Annotated in this window: 12 protein-coding genes and 5 pseudogenes; 7 read left to right on the forward strand and 10 right to left on the reverse strand. The window is 41.0% G+C overall.

Annotated elements, in window-relative coordinates; genetic code table 11:
- Positions 1-312 precede the first annotated feature (312 nt).
- The 5 genes from J8Z28_RS13465 to J8Z28_RS13485 form a co-directional block, all read right to left on the reverse strand.
- Positions 313-1707, reverse strand: coding sequence for an ISKra4 family transposase (locus J8Z28_RS13465; RefSeq protein ID WP_006993854.1), 1395 nt, complete (start codon positions 1705-1707; stop codon positions 313-315).
- A gap of 29 nt (positions 1708-1736) precedes the next feature.
- The gene (locus J8Z28_RS13470; RefSeq protein WP_007105260.1) at positions 1737-2318 is read right to left on the reverse strand and encodes a plasmid pRiA4b ORF-3 family protein; all 582 of its coding nucleotides are present in this window, start codon (positions 2316-2318) and stop codon (positions 1737-1739) included.
- A 324-nt stretch (positions 2319-2642) separates the two neighbouring features.
- The gene (locus J8Z28_RS13475; protein WP_250659616.1) at positions 2643-4073 is read right to left on the reverse strand and encodes a sugar porter family MFS transporter; all 1431 of its coding nucleotides are present in this window, start codon (positions 4071-4073) and stop codon (positions 2643-2645) included.
- 35 nt (positions 4074-4108) lie between these two features.
- Positions 4109-5203 carry a FecR family protein gene (locus tag J8Z28_RS13480; protein WP_203986621.1) on the reverse strand — a complete coding sequence of 365 codons (1095 nt, stop codon included), beginning with the start codon at positions 5201-5203 and terminating at the stop codon, positions 4109-4111.
- On the reverse strand, positions 5196-5768 hold the full coding sequence (locus J8Z28_RS13485; protein WP_203986624.1) for an RNA polymerase sigma factor: 573 nt from the start codon (positions 5766-5768) through the stop codon (positions 5196-5198). The genes J8Z28_RS13480 and J8Z28_RS13485 overlap by 8 nt, the downstream gene beginning before the upstream one ends.
- A 354-nt stretch (positions 5769-6122) precedes the next feature.
- Between J8Z28_RS13485 and J8Z28_RS13490 the strand changes: the two genes are divergently transcribed.
- From J8Z28_RS13490 to J8Z28_RS13505, 4 genes are all read left to right on the forward strand, one after another.
- Positions 6123-9416, forward strand: coding sequence for a TonB-dependent receptor (locus J8Z28_RS13490; protein ID WP_250659617.1), 3294 nt, complete (start codon positions 6123-6125; stop codon positions 9414-9416).
- 71 nt (positions 9417-9487) lie between these two features.
- A complete protein-coding gene (locus J8Z28_RS13495; protein WP_008129276.1) occupies positions 9488-11044 on the forward strand; it encodes a tryptophan halogenase family protein in 1557 nt (518 codons plus the stop codon).
- 38 nt (positions 11045-11082) lie between these two features.
- Positions 11083-11823, forward strand: a complete 741-nt coding sequence (locus J8Z28_RS13500; RefSeq protein WP_008129278.1) for a SapC family protein — start codon at positions 11083-11085, stop codon at positions 11821-11823.
- On the forward strand, positions 11816-12535 hold the full coding sequence (locus J8Z28_RS13505; RefSeq protein WP_008129280.1) for a DUF6445 family protein: 720 nt from the start codon (positions 11816-11818) through the stop codon (positions 12533-12535). Before J8Z28_RS13500 ends, J8Z28_RS13505 begins: the two co-directional genes overlap by 8 nt.
- A 7-nt stretch (positions 12536-12542) precedes the next feature.
- On the opposite strand, the gene J8Z28_RS13510 is transcribed toward J8Z28_RS13505, so the two are convergent.
- Entirely contained in the window at positions 12543-13037 is a 495-nt protein-coding gene (locus J8Z28_RS13510) for a phosphatase domain-containing protein (protein WP_008129281.1), read from the reverse strand.
- An 89-nt stretch (positions 13038-13126) separates the two neighbouring features.
- Here J8Z28_RS13510 and J8Z28_RS13515 point away from each other — a divergent pair.
- Positions 13127-13477: pseudogene (locus tag J8Z28_RS13515) on the forward strand (exonuclease domain-containing protein); the annotation flags it as partial.
- A gap of 22 nt (positions 13478-13499) precedes the next feature.
- Here J8Z28_RS13515 and J8Z28_RS13520 read toward each other — a convergent pair.
- Positions 13500-14450, reverse strand: a complete 951-nt coding sequence (locus J8Z28_RS13520) for an IS30 family transposase (RefSeq protein WP_039995140.1) — start codon at positions 14448-14450, stop codon at positions 13500-13502.
- A 103-nt stretch (positions 14451-14553) separates the two neighbouring features.
- Between J8Z28_RS13520 and J8Z28_RS13525 the strand changes: the two are divergent.
- Positions 14554-15792: pseudogene (locus tag J8Z28_RS13525) on the forward strand (PDDEXK family nuclease); the annotation flags it as partial.
- A gap of 217 nt (positions 15793-16009) precedes the next feature.
- Here J8Z28_RS13525 and J8Z28_RS13530 read toward each other — a convergent pair.
- Both J8Z28_RS13530 and J8Z28_RS13535 read right to left on the reverse strand, forming a co-directional pair.
- Positions 16010-16780: pseudogene (locus J8Z28_RS13530) on the reverse strand (transposase); the annotation flags it as partial.
- A 103-nt stretch (positions 16781-16883) separates the two neighbouring features.
- Positions 16884-17597 (reverse strand): annotated as a pseudogene (locus tag J8Z28_RS13535) (Tn3 family transposase); the annotation flags it as partial.
- Between the two features lie 79 nt (positions 17598-17676).
- Here J8Z28_RS13535 and J8Z28_RS13540 point away from each other — a divergent pair.
- Complete coding sequence (locus J8Z28_RS13540) at positions 17677-18711, forward strand: IS110 family RNA-guided transposase (protein WP_008113199.1); 1035 nt, start codon at positions 17677-17679, stop codon at positions 18709-18711.
- Between the two features lie 412 nt (positions 18712-19123).
- Here J8Z28_RS13540 and J8Z28_RS13545 read toward each other — a convergent pair.
- Positions 19124-21403 (reverse strand): annotated as a pseudogene (locus J8Z28_RS13545) (Tn3-like element ISKox2 family transposase); the annotation flags it as partial.
- Positions 21404-21428 lie beyond the last annotated feature (25 nt).

The following is a 21428-nucleotide window of genomic DNA, read 5'->3' on the forward strand; positions in this document are numbered from 1 at the left end:
TTCTTCGTAACTTGTGTCGGGGCAGAAACGAGTTTGGATTTCCAAGCTTTCACTAGACACCGGCTTATAATCTTAAAGTACAAAACGGAAGTAGGCTTCCGATTTTAAGCCTGTATTGCCATATATCGGAAGTAAACTTCCGTTTCCAGGGCTTCAAAGGTAGTTATCGGAAATATACTTCTGTTTTTGATCGCGGTGTTAGCCTAGATAGCTATATGAGCTACTTTTCAGGGTCTTACTTGAGCGAATTGCAGACTCTCGATTTCTACCCTTATGGAGAGCACCGCAAAGTGTGGGGCAGAATGTAAAATATCAAGCGGCCATAGGCAACTCCCTCACTGATTCCCGCTGAGGCTTCATCGCAGGAAACCATTCTTCAAAATGGTTGCGTAGCTCACCATTCAATACCGCTGTTCTCGTTTGTAATAAATAATGTGCACCTTCTGGAGACCATTGCATTTGCTGTTTTTTCACCATGCGTTTCGCGATAACTTCATTCACAGTGGACTCCACAAATGCAGTCGTAATGGTTTCACCATAACGATACTTTTCGCCGTAATTAGGAATCAGGTGCCGATTGTTATCAATATACGTCCACATTTCTTCAAGCTGTTTTAAAAACTTCTTACGATTTGTATATTGTACGTTCTCGTTATCCAGGTAAAAAGTACAGTCTTCGAGTTTATCTAATGCCTTCTTAACATTCCCATGCCACAGATGCCATTTGCTGCTCTCTAAGCCTTTCGTTACATCTTTTCCTAACACAGGATCGGCCTGTGCTAGCCCTTTGGCGAATTGATTCAATACCGTTAATCTCATCGTCACATGAAACCAGTCCAGTACATGTTCAGCTTCGGGGTGCATGATATATTGTAAGCTTCTTACCGTATCACCTCCATCCGATAAAAACGAGATCTGCTGATTGGCTTGCATACCTTGCTCATTGAGTAAATGCATTAAACGACGTTGCGGGTGTGCTTCCAATTTCTGCACAAAGCCAAGGCGTTTACCGGTCTGTGTTTTTGAGAAGCACTTGCCAACAATGACTTCGAAGTGATTTTTCTTTTGCCGACAATCCCTCACATAACCGCCATCAATACCCACCGTTAGAGGTTTATCTGGTTTGGGAAGTTGGCCCCATTCCATCGGGCAACCCAAGAGGTAGCTTGCTGTTTTCTGAAGACGTTTATCCTGATGTTTAGCGACCTGATGAAGGTGCCGCCTGACGGTTTCTGCATTAAGCCCGTCATTGATCGGGAGGACATCCTTCAGTAAGTCCACAGTCAACCCATAAGACATTAACGAGGACCATTTCGTCTCCATATACTGTAATTCAGGGCTATTATGGTCACTTAACCAGTCGTTTAACACACTGAATGTTTGTGTCGTTGATGCTGCACATTGACAATGATAAAGGCGTTGGTTCGGTACCGGGATGATACCAAACAAGGTGCGGTACTGTATTTCAGACTGTCCTTTGATACTCCTTGGTTTCTCACAATCGGGGCAGCATCGATGTGCCTCGGTATAGGTTTTCGCTTGATGTTGGATGATACTTATTTGTAACTGTTTAAGCAGTTGCTTGGATTCGGCTAAGGACAAACCAACTAAGTCTTCAGTCCCGGTTCCTTTGTCCAAACAAATCAGCTCTTTGAGGTATGTTTGACCCTGGTCATTATCAATCACGACTTGAATGTGCATTTTCATGGGCGTCTTCTCCTTTAGCAAAGAAACAATCAGCAGGGATAAATCGCATCAGACAGTGGTTGAGACAACAAGGTATTAATAGCTTGCCGATTAAAGCGGATGGCTTCATATTTCTCGATCAATAAACGAATGTCCCCCACTGTTATTGTAGCTTCATTTCCATGAAAAATGTCGACGAGTATCGCCGATAAAGCGTATTGTTCATCAGTGCGATAATAGGGTTTATTGTCGATGAATCGACCTTGCCCTTTATAACAATAAGGGGCGAAGGCTGTTATATCGTCGATCGGTTGTATGGCCTCGATACGAATATCATTCAACCAGTGGTCATAAAAATTATAGGTGTAGGTAAATCGGTCACCGATATCAAAGCCAAAATCATCTAGAATGACCGTAAGAGGGTTATCAGAAAAGCTCAGGCCGCCTTCATAAGCAATACCGTAATCTTTACCGAAAATATGAAAACTGTGTAAGTAGTCATTCTCCCACCCCATCGCCAATTGAATGATATGATGGAGGTCGGCTAAGGACGTGTTACCCGAGAGCTGGAGTCGACGCCAAATCATCGGGCTGATGCCTCGCAAGGCAACTTTGATCGCGTAAATATTCATGGTATAGGCACCTCAAATTACGTACAATTTGAGGCTCTCGCACTTTTAAAGAATTAAAAAGCTTTCATTCAATTGCCCCACACTTTGCGGTGCTCTCCACTTTATTGCCAAACCAATTAATAGTGATGATTTATACACTGTGATTGGTAATATACTCAGTTGATAATGGTTTAACAGGCAAAAGCTTACAACGTGCCTGAGAGTATCCGCTTGCCAAATGGTTAAATGTATCTAATTAGTTTTATGAGCAGAAAAATAAGATAATAGAATGGGGGATTAGCCTGAGTAAACTAATGGAAAGTCGATGTTACTCAGGCTAAATAATTACATTGACTCTAATTTCATACCGCGTGTTTCTTTGATGTATTTGACCACAAAAAATACACTAATAAATGCCGATAAGGCATAAAAGCCATAAGCACCAGCTAAACCAATACTGCCGAGCATAATCGGGAAGGTCATAGTAATAGCAAAGTTAGCTATCCATTGCGCGCTAGCTGCAACAGCAAGGGCCGCACCGCGAATACGGTTATTAAACATTTCGCCAAGTAGCACCCACACTATAGGGCCCCAACTTAAGCCAAAAAATACCACAAACAAATTAGCCATTATTAATGCAAAGGTACCCATATTTTCGCTAAGTGCTAACTTGCCTGCTTCATCAAGTCCAGCGCTACCAAAGGTGTAAGTAAGTGCACTTAAACTAATAAACATACCTAAGCTACCTACCAATAATAGTGGCTTGCGGCCTACTTTATCGACTAAGGCAATAGCAATAAAGGTAGATAAAATATTGGTGGTGCCGGCAAGTACATTAATAAACAGTGATTGTGATTCATCAAAGCCGGCGGCTTGCCATAGCTCTGAACCGTAATAAAATACCACGTTAATACCAACAAATTGTTGGAAAACAGATAAAGCTACACCCACCCAAACAATAGGGTGTACTTTTTTACTGCCATCAATAAATAAGTCGCGAATACTTGGCTTTTTATCACTTTGCAGAGACTGCTTCACGTCACTGATTTGTGTATCTGCATTATCATTTGAGATTTTGTTAAATACAGTTTTAGCGTGTTTAAGTTTACCTTGTGCAACTAGGTAACGCGGTGATTCAGGGATAAACAGTACACCAATTAAAAATAAGCCTGCAGGAACAAGTTCAGCCCAAAACATCCAGCGCCACGCGGCTAAATCTAACATTAAAATACCCTCGGCACCGCCAGCAGCGTTAGCAATTAGGTAGTTACTTAAAAAAGCTGCAAATAAACCAAGAACTATAGCGAGTTGTTGCAGTGTAGCTAAGCGACCACGCAAACTTGCTGGTGCTACTTCTGCAATATAAGCAGGCGCTAAAACAGAGGCTGCACCTATGCCTAATCCGCCAAACAAGCGGTAAAAAATAAACTCAGCGGAACTGTCGGCAATCCCAGAGCCAAAAGCGCTGACTGCAAATATAATGGCAGTAACAATCATAATAGCGCGACGGCCAAACTTGTCAGCTAATGGGCCAGCAGCTAAAGCCCCCAGCGCACAACCTAATAATACAGATGCAACATTAAAACCAGTTGCAACACTGCTTGAATTAAATGTATTACCTAATGCCGATACGGTGCCGTTTATAACGCCCGAATCAAAACCAAATAAAAAGCCACCAATAGCGGCAACGGCCGATATAAAAATTACATAAAAAAGAGAGCATGTGCCCAATGTGTGCGCCGAGCTATTACTGCTCGGCGAGATAGGTGATGTCATAATTGTGTGTCCTAGTTTTATTATTGTGTACTTTACTAAATTGAGACGTGTGGTGCAGCGTATTTTAGACGAATTTTATCAGGGCTAACTCTCTCATAATCAATATTAAAATTATTGTTTAATACTTCTAATAACCCTTTAATATCGCCCGTTTTAAACATGCCAGCTACTTGTACTTGTTTGAGACGGTCATCTTCTGAAAGCTCAAAATCTATATTTGTATAGCGGCCGATTTCAGCCATGGCTTCAGCAAGTGATTCACCTCTAAATATTAAGCTACCTTTGCGCCACGATAATCTTGCGGCTACATCCATAGGATCAACTTTTTCGACCGCTTTAGCAATTTTACCTTTAAAGCTTAAATCAAGTTTTTCTCCCTTTGACACCGAAGTTGAACTATTTGATAAATACTGTCCTTGTTTATTAGTCCCCAGGGAAAGGTTGGGTAACGATTCGGCTTTTTGCTCTGCAACAAGGACTTTGCCATCTGTCACAATGAGTTCTATTTGCTTTTGACCTACTTCTACATTAAATGCAGTACCAACAGCCTGAATAACTTTATCACCAGCGATAACACTTAAAGGACGCATTTTATCGTGAGCTACGTCTATATGAATTTCACCACGCAGTAAATTTATTACGCGAGAGTGTTGGGTATACCTCACTTGAACGAAGCTATTTGTGTTTAAGGTGATTTTGCTTTTATCAGAAAGCAGTATGTCCTTACTTTCACCTACGTCGGTTTGAAAATTAAGTTGTTTAGCAACCACTGCTGACTGATTAACTGGGTAAAAAAATGAAAAGTTAAATGCTTCTTGAAAAAGGCTAAGTGCAACCGCTAATAAAATAGAAGCAGCTGTTGCACTCAACCACATAGGGAGACGTTTTTGTTTTACTGGTGTTTGTGGAAATAGATCTGACAAACGACTGAGATCGTCCATTTTATCCCACAGCTTTGCTACCTCAAGTAACACTTCTACATTTTTATAAGATTGTGCTAACCATTGCTTTAGCGCTTGCTCTTCAGATTTAGTCAATCCACGTTCAAGTTTAGCCAGCCACTCACTGGCTTCATCAAGGCGCAAATCGTCGCTAGTGTTTCGCTCGTTTATGTGATGAATATTAGTCATTCCTACCTCCTGCATTTAGCTGGGAAGAAGTATTTGGTTGCTCATAAACACTTTTTTTAGATTGACGCATAAATTGCGTACAACGTTTCATGCCTGTTGCTATATGTTTTTCCACGGTACTTTCACTAATGTTTAATTGAGCAGCAATTTCTCGCTGCGAATAACCATACACTTTTTTTAATACAAACACTTTGCGGCATTGCACGGGTAAAAGCCGTATGGCTTCACAAAAATTAGAAAACTCACTATCGGTTAGTGCTTTTTCATACATTTCGTCTTGCTGATGCTCCGCTAAGAGTTGCTCTAACGCTTCCATGTTGTCGATCCCATCGACTAGGCGTATATTGGCTTGCTTTTGATAATCGAGCGCTAAATTTCGCGCCGTTTTATAAATAAAAGATTTTGGTGAGCTTATGTTTTCAGTGTTTTTAATCTGACAAATTCGCACATAAGTTTCTTGCACTATATCTTCAATTTCATGTGGCGGCACTATGCGTGCAACTACATTTGAGAGACTTTTGCGCGAGGCCAAATAGACCTTATAAAAAAGTGTGTCTTTCGTCATTTAGTGTGTGTCTCGTGTGTGTGTTTACGGCAATTATTGTTATTGTTTTGCCACTTCAAACTAAGACGAATGGTAAGAAAAAATCCGCCATTAAATTTAAAAAATAAATCAGCATTATATTTTATAAATTTAATGTTCATTAACCGCACGGGGCATAAAGCTTGTAATGTAAAGGCGAAGTGTACTACAGTTTTTTCATTACAAATACCTCACCAGGTACTGATTATTCATTTTAAAAACTTTAACTTTTTAATTAATAAGTAAAAAATGGCAATTTGGACTGTATTTTTAATCGTTTAAAAATACAAGTAAAAACGCTAACAATAAAAATAATCAAGGCAAAAACAAATTAGCATGGCAAGTCAAAAAAATAATTTATTTAAAAAAAATAAAAAATATTTATGGAGGAAAATAAAAAGTCACTCGTCTTTATTCAGTGTATGGCCAAAAACTATACACAAGGAATATGTGCATTTGCCGCTTTGTTTACCAATTTATGTGCTGGTTTTTAGCTTATTCACCACCGAGGTAAAAGCGAGCCCTGTAAACGATAAAGCAGTGTTTAATATTCCTAGACAAAGGGCCGATTTATCGCTAATAAATTTTGCCGAGCAAGCCGATATTACTTTGCTTTTTCCGCTGGATAAAATTCAGCAGTTACAAACAAATACTATTGCTGGCGAGTATTCAATAATAAACGCATTACAGATTTTACTCGATGGCACAGGGTTGCAACCGCATGTTAGCGAAGATGGGCAAATATCTATTTTAATAGACCCAAGTTTCGAGAGAACTGACAACATGGCTAAATATAAAAAAAATGGCGTGTCCAGTGCTGTACTAGCTGTACTAAGCACAATGGCAACGCTCCCTGCAGTGGCAGAGACAGCAGCACAAGAACCAGAAATAATTGAAGTACGCGGGATCAGAGGCTCGCTTGGCCGAGCTATGGATGCCAAAAGAGAAGCGGGCGGCGTGGTCGACTCCATTTCAGCAGAAGATATTGGTAAATTCCCTGACACAAATTTAGCTGAGTCTTTACAGCGAATTACGGGGGTTTCAATAGACCGTTCAGGCGGTGAAGGGCAGCTTATTACGGTGCGTGGTTTTGGCCCGCAGTTTAATACTGTGCTTGTAAATGGTCGCCAAATGGCCTCTGAAAATCAAAGCCGTGCGTTTAGCTTTGATACTATTGCATCAGAGCTAGTTAAAAGCTTAGATGTATTTAAAACCTCAACAGCCACTATGCAATCTGGTGGTATTGGCTCAACAGTAAATGTAAATACTGCGCGACCATTTGCGATTAGCGGTTTTAAAGTGGCAGGTAGCGTTAAGGGTATTTACGATGAAAATAGCGAAGAAACCACACCTGAAATTTCTGGATTAATTAGTAATACATTTAATGATGACACATTGGGTGTTTTGTTCGCTGTTTCTCGCCAAGAGCGCGAAACACGCTTAAACCAGGCGCAGGTAGACGGCTGGTTAGAAAACGTGGGCGTCCCAAACCCGCAAACTCAAAGCGGGCAAGCATACACCGGTAATATTTTTTCGCCGCGTAATTACGATCATAAAGTAACAACAGAAACACGTACACGTACCAATGCAAACTTAGTAATACAGTACGCACCTTCAGATGATTTAGTTATCACTGCTGATGCGCTCTATTCTGATTTTGATGTAGAAGCAGACACAACGTCTTATGGGCATTGGTTTACAGCGCCAAACTTAGAAGGCTTTGGCGGCGCTGCAGGGCCAACTGTTGATGAAAATGGCACTGTGGTTGATTTATATCAAGAGGTAGGCCTTGCCACCGATATGCACGCTAAAAAGTTTGATCGTTTAACCAACTCTAGCGCATTAGGTTTAAACTTTGATTGGCATGTAAACGATAACTTAAATATGAAGTTTGATTTAAGCCACTCAAAAGCTGAGCGTGAGGCTAATAATGGTGGCGGGGATCAGTTATCGTTGATTGGCTATGCTAATCGAGTTCGATTTGAAGTGGATGGCGGTATTTTACCTTATGCGAGTGAGTTTGCCTCTGCTAACCCTAACATTTATAGCGGCCAGCAAGAGCTGGACGGTGTTGCTTATAACCCTGCAGTTACACCTGATGGCGTATCAAACTATTTAGATACAGCCAATAGCCGAGCACATGTAATGCTACGCCGTGGTTGGGCTGTAGAAGATACCGTGGATCAGTTTCGTTGGGATAGCATTTGGCATAACGATGGTAGCTCAGGCCTAGTTTCGGTCAAGTTTGGTGCTATGTATTCAACTGAAACTAAAAACCTTGATCGTTGGGATAACGAAGGTGTTGGTATTCACTGTACTTTTTGTGGTTACCCAGATGACCCAAGTATGGATGGTTTAGCGCAATTTGTATTTGACGCAGGAGATGACTTTTTATCTGATGTGAGCGGCAGCGGTCGTATGCCAACGTCATGGCTTGCACATGATGGTGAGGCAAACTTTGCGTACCTTGAGCAAATAGCTGCAGCGAATGGTCAACCTATTAGTTTTGATGCAGTTAAACGTAATAAGTCGTTTGAGATAACTGAAGATACGTTCTCGTTTTATACTGAGTTTGATTTTGAAGCTGAGCTTGCAGGCATGCCTTTATACGCAACAGCGGGCTTTAGATACGAAAGCACTGATGTAAACGTAAAGGGGACCGATGAGCCGGTTAGTGCGTTAACCATTCTAGATAAAACAGAAATGCTCGCTAACTTTGGCGCTGTAGAAAATATCTCAGCAAGTTCAGATTACGAAGCGATTTTACCTAACTTTAGTGTAAAGCTTGAAATAAACGATGAGCTAATAGCACGTGCTGCGGTATCACAAACAATTACACGGCCAACGCTCGATAGTATGTCGCCTGTAACAGTTATTGAAACAACTCGTCAAGGCGGCAATTTAACATCAAGCTCTGGTAACCCAGCGCTTGAGCCATTTACCTCTGATAACTTAGATTTATCGTTGGAGTGGTATTACGCTGATGCCAGTTATTTATCTGCGGGTTACTTTAGAAAAAATGTTGCTAACTTCATTATTAGTACGACCGAAGACTTAACTTTTGAATTGTCTGGCGGCGGATTGTTAACTGACCCCTCTACAGGTAACGATGTAGACAACCCTGATGCTGCCGACTCGACGGCTGTATTCACTAATACATTGCCCAATAATAGCGAATCGGCGATTGTTGATGGCTGGGAAGTCGCCTTACAACATAGTTTTGATAGTGGCTTTGGATTTATGGTTAATGCAACATTTGTAGACAGCGATGCAGAGTTAGACTCTGCAGATATAACTCAAGTTTTTGCATTAACAGGCTTAAGCGACTCTTATAATGTGGTTGGCTTTTATGAGAATGGACCATTTCAAGCGCGTTTAGCCTATAACTGGCGCGATAGCTTTGTACAGTCACTTACACAGCTAAATGGTGATGGTGTGACAATTGTGGAAGATTACGCACAACTTGATGCTAGCGGCAGCTATGACATTACCGAAAATGTATCGGTATTTTTTGAAGGTATTAACTTAACCGAAGAATACGTGCACAAGCGTGGTCGTTTTTCTAATCAATTATTGTTGGTTGAAGATAGCGGACGACGTTTTGCGTTAGGTATTCGCGGTAGTTTTTAACTTTAATTAATAAAGTGGCTTTTACATTTAGTAATAGCCACTTTTTAACTATGCCTTTATAGGTAACAAGTATGAACCAGCAAAATAAAAAAATAAAAACAGTGGTTGTCGTTGGTGGTGGTATAGCGGGCTGGCTAACAGCCGGACGATTAGCGGCGCACCACAAAAGTAATACCCCGGATGGCCTTAATGTTGTTCTCGTTGAGTCTCCAAATGTACCAATTATAGGTGTTGGGGAAGGTACTTGGCCTACCATGCGCAGTACATTAATAGCACTTGGTATTAGCGAAACTGATTTTATACGCGAGTGTGAAGCAAGCTTTAAGCAAGGAGCAAAATTTGCCAAGTGGGTGGATGGCTCCGAGGATGATTTTTATTATCACCCATTAGTTTTGCCACAGGGCTTTTCAAAAACAGATATGGCTGGCCACTGGTTAAATAACGCCGCTGAGTCAACGTCTTTTTCAAACGCAGTGTGTTACCAAGAAGCTATTTGTGAGCAAGGACTTGCCCCTAAAACTATTCGCACACCAGAATACGCAGCTATAGCCAACTATGCCTACCACTTAGACTCTGCAAAATTTGCCATTTTTTTACAAAAACATTGCACGCAGGAACTTGGTGTTAAACATATTTTGGCTGATGTAACACAGGTTAATAGTGCTAAAAATGGCGATATTGCAAGCGTTACCACAAAGCAACAAGGTGAAATTAGCGGTGATTTATTTGTTGATTGCACCGGCTTTTCTTCATTGTTATTAGGCGAGCATTATGAGGTTCCTTTTAAGCCGTGCGATGACGTGCTATTTATTGATACCGCCTTAGCAGTGCAAGTCCCTTATGATAATGAAGATGAGTGTATTGCATCCCACACAATCTCAACAGCGCAAGAAGCAGGTTGGATATGGGATATAGGATTACAGCACCGCCGTGGTGTAGGTTATGTGTATTCGAGTAAATATAGTAGCGAAGCTCAAGCACGAGAAAATCTCAAAGCGTATGTTGGCGATAAAATAGAGTCGTTAACAATTAGAAAAATCCCTATTAAAAGCGGCCACCGCTCACACTTTTGGCAGAACAACTGTGTTGCGGTTGGGCTTTCAGCTGGTTTTTTAGAGCCGCTTGAAGCCTCTGCATTGGTATTAGTAGAAATGTCAGCGCAAATGATAAGCGAACAACTCCCCCAGACCCGCGATATTATGGATATTACCGCCAAACGCTTTAACGAGACATTTACCTATAGGTGGGAAAAAATAATCGACTTTTTAAAACTGCATTATATTTTATCAAACCGTGACGATAACGCATTTTGGCGTGATAACAGAGACCCAAAAACGATTCCTCAAAGCTTACAAGATCTAATGAAGTTGTGGCAATACCGCGCTCCTGCTGATCACGACTTTACAAGTAATAATGAGGTGTTTCCAGCGGCCAGTTATCAATATGTTTTATACGGCATGGGCTTTAAAAGTGATTACAGCACAACTGCCTATATGCTTAAAGACACTGTTTTCGCTAAAAGTCAGTTTGATAAAAATAAGAGTATGATAAATCAAGCAGTCACTAACTTACCTAGTAACCGAGAGCTGCTTAATAAAATTAAGCACCATGGTTTTAGTGTTATCTAGCTTAAAAAATTACACATAAAAACAATAAAGAGACACGCATGGAAAATTTAGTCGCATTAGAGCAAAGTGCTCATCAGCATATAAAAATAGATACACAAAAAGCACAATCACACGCTAAAAATCTTAATATGATCCCCGTAGTTATGGTGGAGCTTAGCCAAATTGCCGTTCAGCAGCCTATAGTTTTTGCAAAAAACTCAGAAACAGGCGAGTTTACACTCAATGCTTTATTAGGCTTTGAGCAACATGAGAACTTGTTTTATCAGCAATCACAGTGGCAGGGCGTATATTTACCGCTTCAGTTACAGCGTCAGCCATTTTTTGTTGGTGATACGCATTCGCAGCAGACGCAATACCCTGTGTGTATTAATTTAAACAGCCCTGCAGTAGTTGATAACTCTGCGCAAAGCGAAAATAATTTAGAACCAATTTATACCCAAAGCGCAGAAGAAAGTGGCTATTTTAAACAAATAAAGCAGTGTTTAGGGCATTTACTACAAGGCGAAATAGACAATAAAAAGTTAATTGATGCGTTGTTAAAGTATGAACTACTACAGCCATTATCGCTTGAAGTAACGTTTGAAAATAACAAAAAAACAAAGTTAAACGGCCTATACACTATTAATCAAGAAAAGCTCTCACAACTTAATAGTGATCAAATTACGCTTTTACATCAAAGTGCTTTATTACCTGCCATTTATACAGTAATAACCTCACTTGGTCAGATATACCCATTAATAGAGCGTAAAAATGCGGTGCTTAATTTAGCCGATGATTGATTTTACACTTAACAAAAATATGGTGTTACACATACACACTGTTGGGGAAGAGCAAACCCCAATAATTGTTATTGATGATTTTGTTAATAATGTAGATGCGCTAATTAATTTTGCTGTGTTTTCTCAAAACGCCAGAGAAACATTTTGCGCACAAGAAAGTGACTTTTACCCAGGAGTAAGAAAAGCAGCACCGCTTAGTTATATAGAGCAGCTAAAAGCACTGTCGCCAATTATTAATTCACACTTTAATATGGCAGATAAAAGCGAGTTTGATGTAATACTTTCTGCCTTTTCAATTGCATGCACAGAGCCTGATAAACTCAGGCCAATACAGATGCTTCCCCATTTTGACACACCTAATATGAACCAACTTGCTATGGTGCATTTTTTATGTGATGAAACACATGGGGGTACTTCATTTTACAAACATAAAGCCCTGGGGTATGAACGCATAACAAAAGAGCGACTTATGCCATTTAGGCAAGCTATAAAGCAACAAGCCATGGCGCAAAGGCTTCACAAAAACCCACATTATATAAATGGCAGTACAGCTTTGTTTGAGCAAATTTTCAGTGTAGAGGCAAAGTTAAACCGGGTTGTTATATATCCAAGCAACTTATTGCATTCCGGGAATATAAATGCAGCTAACGGTTATGCCTGCGATCCAATTAATGGGCGTTTAACTATTAGTAGCTTTGCTGTTTTACGTTAGTTTTTCATTACCCGCTAAAATTCTCAAAGTACTCTTTTTGCAGCTCTATAGTCAGTGCTTTAGGGCGAATACCTTGTACTAAGCTGTACACTTCATCCTTTGTGTAACCTGCTGAATTTAAAATAAGCGCAGCAACCAACCCTGTGCGGCCAGTGCCGCCTTTGCAATGTATGGCAATGGTTTGTTTTTGCTGTATGGCTTGTAGTATGTCTGTTTTGTGGGTGTTCCAGCTTGATGTAAAAGGCTGTCTGGGTGCTTCGTCGTCATTTATAGGTAAATGAAACCAGGTTATATCGTGCTTTTTGCACTCACTATTAATTGTTTGTACGTTGTTTTTTTCAAGCTCCTTTTGCGGCATAAGCGAAAGTAGCATGTGAGTGCCAGCGGCTTTTAATGTAGCTATTGAATCCGCTAGGTTTTGCGTTTTTGTACCAGGGCAAGGCGTAAAAATAATATTTGCGCCGTTATTGAGTGATAAAACATCGTATGGGTGCGCGCTCATGGTAAGTCCTTTATTTTTAATAAATTTACTTTTATACACTCACTATAGCGTGTTTTAGTTACAAGTTTAAGATTGAATAATAAGCACAAATGCTAGATACTGTTTTTATATACAGTTGTGGCGATGTTATGAAAAAAGAATTACCAGCAAAATACTATTTAGCGCATTTTAGAGAGCTTATTGAGTTTGTAACAAGTAAATGTATGCATTTACTCGAGCAAAAGCATATTTCATTTATTAGTAAAATAAATACGCTCGACGAGCAGAGCCAGTGTATGTTGGCGCGCATTTATTCTCGTAAGCCTTATTTAGTTCAAACCCAATCATTAAACTACGAAGAAATTAGTTCGCCATACCAAGCACTTTTTAAATTAAAAGCGGCAAAGTTAATTGTAGAACCCTCTAATAAAGATCATAGGCAACTACTCGCAAATTCAACTCCGAAGTGCACCACTCGCTAAATTAAGCTGCGCTGCGTAGTTCATTAAAAACAACTAAGGGTTGTCTATACCCGAGGCATTTTCTTGGCCTCAGGTTAAGTGCCCGTTGCGCGTCAGCGACCTGTTCGTTTGTAACGGTCCTTAAATCGGTGCCTTTTTTAATATATTGCCTTAGCAAGCCGTTAAAATTCTCGTTCAATCCTCGCTCCCAAGATGAGTAGGGATTGGCGAAGTAGATATCGGTTTTTAGTTTTTCTGCAACCTGTTCATGACCGCAGAATTCTCCGCCATTATCAGCTGTTATCGTGTGCACATGACTACGGTAGCGCCACAGCATACCCACCATCGCTCTGCCTACATCAGCCGCGCTTTTAGCGGGCACCTTGCGTATCAAGTACAACTTACTTTTACGCTCTACTAAACTCACAATGGCACCTGTACCGTGCTTGCCTAGCACCGTATCTACTTCCCAATCACCAAAGCGTTCTTTCTCATCTACGATGGCTGGACGACACTCAATTCCAACGCGGTTTGGAATGATAACGCGTTTCGCTCGGCTGCCTTTACGGTACTTACGGCGGCCTTGTCGCAGCTGTTTGTACAGTTTGCCACCCACTGATTTGTCTCGTTGAACGTAGCCGTAAATCCACTCATGGCTGACTGGGTAACCAACAATTTTACCCACACCAGCAATCTGCTCAGGACTCCATTTCTGAGAGAGACCGTACTCAACAAACCCAATGGTGAGTGCAGGCACTTGATATTTAGCAGCCTGACATCGCCGCCGTCTCGTTTTACTCTGCGCCAATTCAGGCAAATAATGACTGTCTCTCAAGCGATTGCGTCGAACTTCCCGGCTGATGGTGCTGTGACTGACACATAATCGCTTTCCTATTTCCCGATAACTGAAACCCTCGCGCAAGTAGGCCTCTATCTGATATCTTTGTCCTTCGATCAACTGCTTGTAACTCATGGTGATACTCTTTTTGTTTGGCGACTTAAGAATACCACCAACAGGCAGTTGTTCGTCTATCCCCAATTAACCATGAGTGGTGCACTTATTATCTGAATTCGGGCTAAGTCACCTAACAAAACCGGCCTTAATAGAGCTGCTAGAAAAGCAAGAACAACCACCATTATTTAAAAAAAGCGCTGCTAAAAGTAACTTAGTTGAAATAGCTAGTTCATTCTTTGAATCTAAGCCAGAGTGTCTTGCACACTTATATAATCAGTACGTGATAAATAATAGAGAAGAGTATTACGAGTATTTTGAATTTTTATATATCGGCAGGCTCAGTGCAGGCGATATTAATCATCAAAATCGATTTGTACTGCGAGATTTAGGCGTAACACCTGTTAGGCAAGAGCATAGTGAAAGCTTGTCGCGCTTTGACTCAATTGAGGAAGCGCAGTCTAACTATGCATTAAACCGTTTGCGACTAACGCTTAAAAATACAAAAGATGACAATGAAAGAGAGGTACTAGCAAAGCAGCTAATAAATGAAGTAGCGTTGGGGGTTATTGCACAAGAGTTAAAAAACAAGTTACTGGTTATACTTTATAAGCAACTAAAAGCAACTAACCCAACACTTGCGTTTGATGTACTTAATGCTTGCGAAGACGATGCGCACGCACTAGAAATTCAAATAAGAGAGCAATACCGTTTAGGCAATAAAGAATGGGTAAAGGTGCAACTTGAGAAAATTATAGAAAATCCACTCACCGATGAGTTACTGTACTTTGCGGATGACTTTTTAATGCGCAAATTTAACAAGCAAACACGCTCACGGCTTAGTGAAATGTTAGCCAGTACACGCTGTATTATAGAAGTTGATGAACTTTACCGTGGCGATGTTGAGTTAGGTGTAAGTGATCACTACACTCGCCAAGGTAAACACGTTTTTTATACTGAGAATACCTTGTGGCAAAGCTTATTTGCGCTGGTTTTTTGGCAGGAACTTTTTATTGAAACCCCAACCCCACCCTGCAATGAGTTTGATATTTACCCGCAAGCCTTAAAAACAGATACATTTTATTTAAATCAATCCTCACAAATAGAAGCGCGGCTGGCTGCGTGTAATAGTACCCAAAAATTGCTGCGTTTAGTGTGTAACTATGCAGCGAAGTATTATGAGCAACCAAATGGCTTATTTAGATGGCACAAAGATGTATTAAAGCCATTAGAGATGCTTATTTTAAACAGCCCGATAAATGCGCTATTAAGCCATTTAAAAAATATGGCAAAAAACTACCGACAATTAAAAGATGGTTACCCCGATTTAATGATTGTTGATAACAGCGCAGTTCATTTTGAGTATAAGGCGGATTAAAGCTATTTGCTACCCCCTGTGACAGCTGTCTTTATGACTAGATTGGTTTGTTGAAATATCGAATTGTGGGAGTGTTTTATGGCGTGTTAGTTTAGCATTTCATGCGTAGACAGGCCTTTGGTAAAGGACATGAGGAATTGAAGCGCGAATAGCCCCACCATTTACTAGTGTTTTTCTTTACTCTTGCAACAGTAAATGGAGCCTACGCCCCAAAATTGAAGTCACGTTGAATAGTGAAATCGTTTCCGTATTGTTCATCAGGTGGCGCACGCAAATGTGGCAACAGTTTTGTTTGTTTAGAAGTTGGGTACTTTTTATCTAAATGCTTCAGTATTTTTTGAATAATGTGGATATCTATTATGCAAGCGATGATGCTTACATTGTGTTTTTCACATTTTTCGCATTCAGTGATGTCAATATTGAATACTCGCCTTAAGCGCTGGGCCCACGTCATAGCTCGCGCATGGTAAGGTTTATCCGAATGTCCGTCCTCTATATTGACGAGTCTAGGGCTGTTCTTACCGCGTTGTGATGCAGTGACTTGTGCACGAAGATTGCTGTTAGGGGCGAATACGCCGAAAAATCGGGTGAGGTTAAGTCTTGGCGGCGGAATGAGAGCGGCTAGTTTGCCAATAAAGTCGATAGGGTCAAAGAACACGTGTGTAGTACCATCTCTATAAGGCGTCTTCAATTCATAGCGCACCTTTCCATGGTCAGTCATACTTAAACGTTGCTCACTAATAGCTGGGCGACTGATGTAGCGGCATAACCTTTCTAACTTATCTGGCTCATCGGCATTAGCGAAGACCCCTGCATGTAAGGAAAAGCCGGAGGTGTTAGCCAACTGACCATATTCACCGTCACTGCTTGCAGGGAGTGTATGTAGTGTAAACACCTTTTGCCCTTGTTGAGGACCCATCGCTATGCGATAGCTGACGGAAGCACCTTGCAAATGGAGGAGGCTATCTTCATCATCAACAGGCAAGTTGGGGTTCTAGGGATTTTCCCCTCTAAAGTAACATAAATCGCCACAACCCTCGCAGTTAATGGCTTGTGGAGCTGGGTTACCTTTCATTTTAGACTTCATTTTCAACAATAGGCCTAGTTATTTCCTGTAAATCAGGTAGTTTGCGGTTACTAGCGAACTGATAAGTGCCGCTCAGATTAATGTTCTGCCATGCAACGGGTGATACTTGTCGAGTTATTGCTGCTTTTTCCTCGTCACCAACTTCTTCAAAGTGCAGTAATAGATGACTTAGGATCATCGAGTTAAAGTAGATAATAGCATTTGCCGTCAAACGGGCACACTCGTTCCAGACGACTATTTCTGATTCGTTTTTTCCACGGAACTGGTCACGATTGACCGATGCAATAGCTCGCCTGAGGAAATGCCAGGCTTCGCCTCGGTTCAGTGCTCGTTGAACATATTGGCGCAGACTTGCATCATCAATATAATCAAGTAAATATTGGGCTTTGATGAGCCTATTATATTCCGTTAATGCTTGTAATATAGGGTGTCTAGATGGATAACCAGATAATTTGCGTACTAGCAATGCCTGTGTTGTGCGTTTTTCTTGAAGGGATAACACAATACGCTGAATATCCTGCCAGCCTTCTTCAATCACATTCATTTTTATCGGCTTTTTCAGCGCCAGATGCGTGTTTCCGTCGTCGCTTTCAGTTACGTTAAATAGGTCATTGATCACACTGGTGAACTGAGCATACCTAGGCGCAAAACTATAACCGCATAAATCCAATAAGGCATAATTAACATGATTAACACCATGGGTGATGAGATGGACGCTCCCCTAAACGGCGTCAATGCGCCAAACTGGTTAACTCACACTCAGTTAAAAGGGAACGTCCGTCATGAAAATTAGCACATTATCAATTGATTTGGCAAAAAATGTATTCCAAGTCGCTGGCTTTAATTCTAACTATAAAAGAGAATGCAATAAACGTTTAAACAGAGCTAAACTCAACGCCTTCATGGCGAATACCCCTCCGTGCCGCGTGGTGATGGAAGCCTGTTATTCTTCCCACTACTGGGGAAGAGTATTTTCGTCTTACGGTCATACCGTTGACCTTATCCCTGCACAACACGTTACCCCCTTTGTTCGCGGTAATAAAAACGACAGTAACGATGCCCTTGCTATCTATGAAGCAAGCTTACGCCCTCATATTAAATTCGTTCCTATTAAAACCGAAGCTCAGCAAGAAATACTCATGCTCCATAAGATACGTGAGCGACTTCTGCAAAACAGGATTGCTGCAACCAACCAGTTACGCGGTTTATTGGTCGATTTTGGGTATGTATTTCCTGTCGGTATGAAGGCATTAGAGCAAGGGATAATTGCCTTAGAAAGTGATTCTGAGCTTCGCCCTCAGCTGCGCATAATGGTGAGTGATATTTACACTGAGTACAAAACCCTTGTTAAACGCATTAAAGCCATTGAAGCGATGCTTACTGCACACGTTGAACGGGATACAAACGCTAAAATACTTCACTCTATTCCTGGCGTGGGTGTACTCAATGCCTCGGCCTATGCAGCGTCAATCGGGAACGGTCAGGCATTTAAAAATGCAAAAGAGCTGGGCGTCTGGCTAGGATTAACTCCAAAACAATACGCGTCAGGCGATAAAAGTAAAATGTCTGGTATTACTAAGCGAGGTAACAGTTACCTGCGAAAACAACTTATTCACGGTGCTCGCGCCCTTATCGCCAGAAGCCACCATAAAACAGATGCGCTAAGCCAGTGGATAAACCAGTTGCGCGAGAAAAAACACTTTAATTGTGTGGTGGTCGCCACCGCACACAGATTGGCTCGACTGATGTGGATATTGCTGACCAAGCAAACTCTCTACTCTCCTCAGTATGTGCAGAATACACAAAAGGATGCTTAATTATGCGTATTTTACACACCAATCACACCCGAGTTTACGACTTAAGACAGCCTGGTTATGACATAGGTTTTAAAACCTGAGTGGGTGTTTGGGCACTTAAGTCGTAACATACGCTTATCCTGTATGTACTTCACTTATAATGAAACAAAAAGCGCACGCTAACCAAGGTTAACCAGATAAAGACACGAGATTAAATCTCGTTTGGGTGAATATTTTTTAGGTCCCTTGGTACGAAGCTCATTAGGAGCATGGCGCATGATAACCATGACACCATAGCTCGAATATATGTCAGTACCTTTGCTTTTCAGCAAGCTTGTGACGCATCATTACTGTGATATGAGATACATGATAATAAAATAAAGGCATCAATTTTGATGTTTATACATTAGCTCGTCTTGACTTCAAGGGAGCGTCCATATATGTCGGTTGAGAGGACATCTGGCTTAAGATCACTAGTATTAGATTGTAGTAAGTCGTAAATATAATGGGACTCATGCTCATTAGATCCTATGATACGGGCATTTAACGCACTATGATTGGCAACTAACGTCATGGCCGTAATACCTTTGTTGGTGCCGAAGTATTTCGAGGAGTAGCGAGTTTTAAAAGTCTCAAGGTGAGTTTCAAATTTTTGCCCATCGGTACTGGCGTGCAGGACGTCTTCTTGGATGTGATAGTGGCGGAAAATAGGGAGTGCCGCTACTGCGTTATTGATGATATCACTAGCCTCTTGCAAGGTTTCAGGCCTAATATAATTAGCTTGTATAGTGCTTAGATGCTCATAACTGCGATCAGATATTTGTGCCATCCCATATACGCCGCGATGTGTCGCATTCGCAATTAGAATAGCCAATAAATCATCCTGATTGGCGCCTACTTGTTTTTGTATTGGCAGCACGTGTGCGAAGCATTGCATAAAGTTGGTTTCTTGTTCAACATAACGCAACACATCAGCAATACTGACGGGGATCATTTGTTTAAAGAAAGGGTTGTTGACAAGTGATTGGGAGCCTTTAACTGGCAGTCGCCATCGTGTGCCACTTCGGCTCTTCATGATCACATTGCGGTTATCACCATTATCAATGTGACGAGCAACATCTTCTAGGGATGTTGTTAAGCGTATTTGTTTTACTTGCAGTAGCTTCTGAATCGGCTGCTTTAGCTTTTCCAATGTTGATGATGCCAATAGATCAGGCTGTATTGACGATGCAATTAAGTCGTCTTCTAGCGCACGATATTTAGTGACGTTTGATAAGTAAATTCGACCATTAAGCCGAGAAGCCAGTTGACGGTAAAGCAACCATTCGTATCGCTGTGGATGAACAACATCCTTGTTAATTAACCATGGACGATGTTTTTGTTGGATAAGTGTACTATCCATTGTTTGCAATGTATTACCTGCTAATAGTTCTGTTTTTGTGGTTTTGAGCTGGGTCACTAATGCTTCTGAGCCTTTACCTGCTTGGCATTCAAGACATAGAAACACGGGCCTTAATAACTGCTCAATTAACCCGTTTTGATCATCATAATATTGCCATTGATATTCTTCTACCGTGCGTTTTTGCTTTTTTAAGTACAGGCATAGCGTTTCTATATCTTGGTTATTCATTACACTTAATGCTTGTTGCCTAACCGTTGCAAATGGTTGATTATCGTCGATACTGTCATCAACAAACAGATGCAGTAATTCTGCGGCTTTGGTGACATTGTCTGCAGCTGACCTCCATGAGTCAAACACTGCCTGTTGGGCAAACGCATGCGCAGCTTCTTGTTGTTTACGGATATGATGAATAAACCCATCAGCCAATCGCTCTAGGCTTTGCCGTATGCGTTGAGTCAGAAAACACAGCAACCATAGGTGTTGCTGTGGACGCTTAAAGCGTTTTAGTTTACTGCCATAATAATCCACCATTTCACCGAAGTGTTGTTGGTTTTTAGACGATAAGGCTAAGTCCTTAACAGCATCATCAATCTGTCTTGTATAAGGCTGTAACTGATGATAAACAATCAGTTCTTTTTTTAGCTCTGTCACCATAACGCTTTTTGCACCTGCTCGAAGCTGGCTTAAGGAGAGCCCATCTTTGTCATCGATAATAGTATTTAGAAATTCGTGTAGTTCAGATGAAACATGAATACGAAGCTTATTATTTAACGCCTTCTTGACCTGTTGGATAACACGACTGATAAGCTTTTGTAAGACAGTATATTTAGGGATGGCAATTCTATGCGTTGCTAGATATTCAGCGGCTGCATCGAATAGATAACGAGGCTCAAGCCAAGCTTTGCCGACCATAACAAGATGTTCGTACAGCGGCGCAAAGTGCAGACTTTCGTCCCATTTCTGATAGTTTAATAACCTCAGTATTCTTTGATATATACGGTCACGTTGCATCTTATTTATGCTGAAAGGCCTGATCCCTTTGCCTCCTTGAACTTGCGTTGAAATAAACTGCATATCGTCAAAGATGAGGTTAAAGCTAGGTGAAAGAATGACAGGCTTAGACTTAAAATACCCTAATAAAGCAATGAAATAACATCGGTGGTTCCTTAGGCGAATACTTTTCGACTCTGTTAACTCGATCTCGTTTGGCGTAAAATACAATCGTTGCTGTTCAAGTGATAATAGCGGCGGAGAATATAGATCAAGCTGCTCAGCTTTGGTAAGAATTGAGAGTTCGTTTTTTATAGCCATAGGAATTACGTTAAGTTTAAGGGGT

The organism is Pseudoalteromonas sp. SCSIO 43088, assembly GCF_023650795.1.
Classification (GTDB): domain Bacteria; phylum Pseudomonadota; class Gammaproteobacteria; order Enterobacterales; family Alteromonadaceae; genus Pseudoalteromonas; species Pseudoalteromonas shioyasakiensis.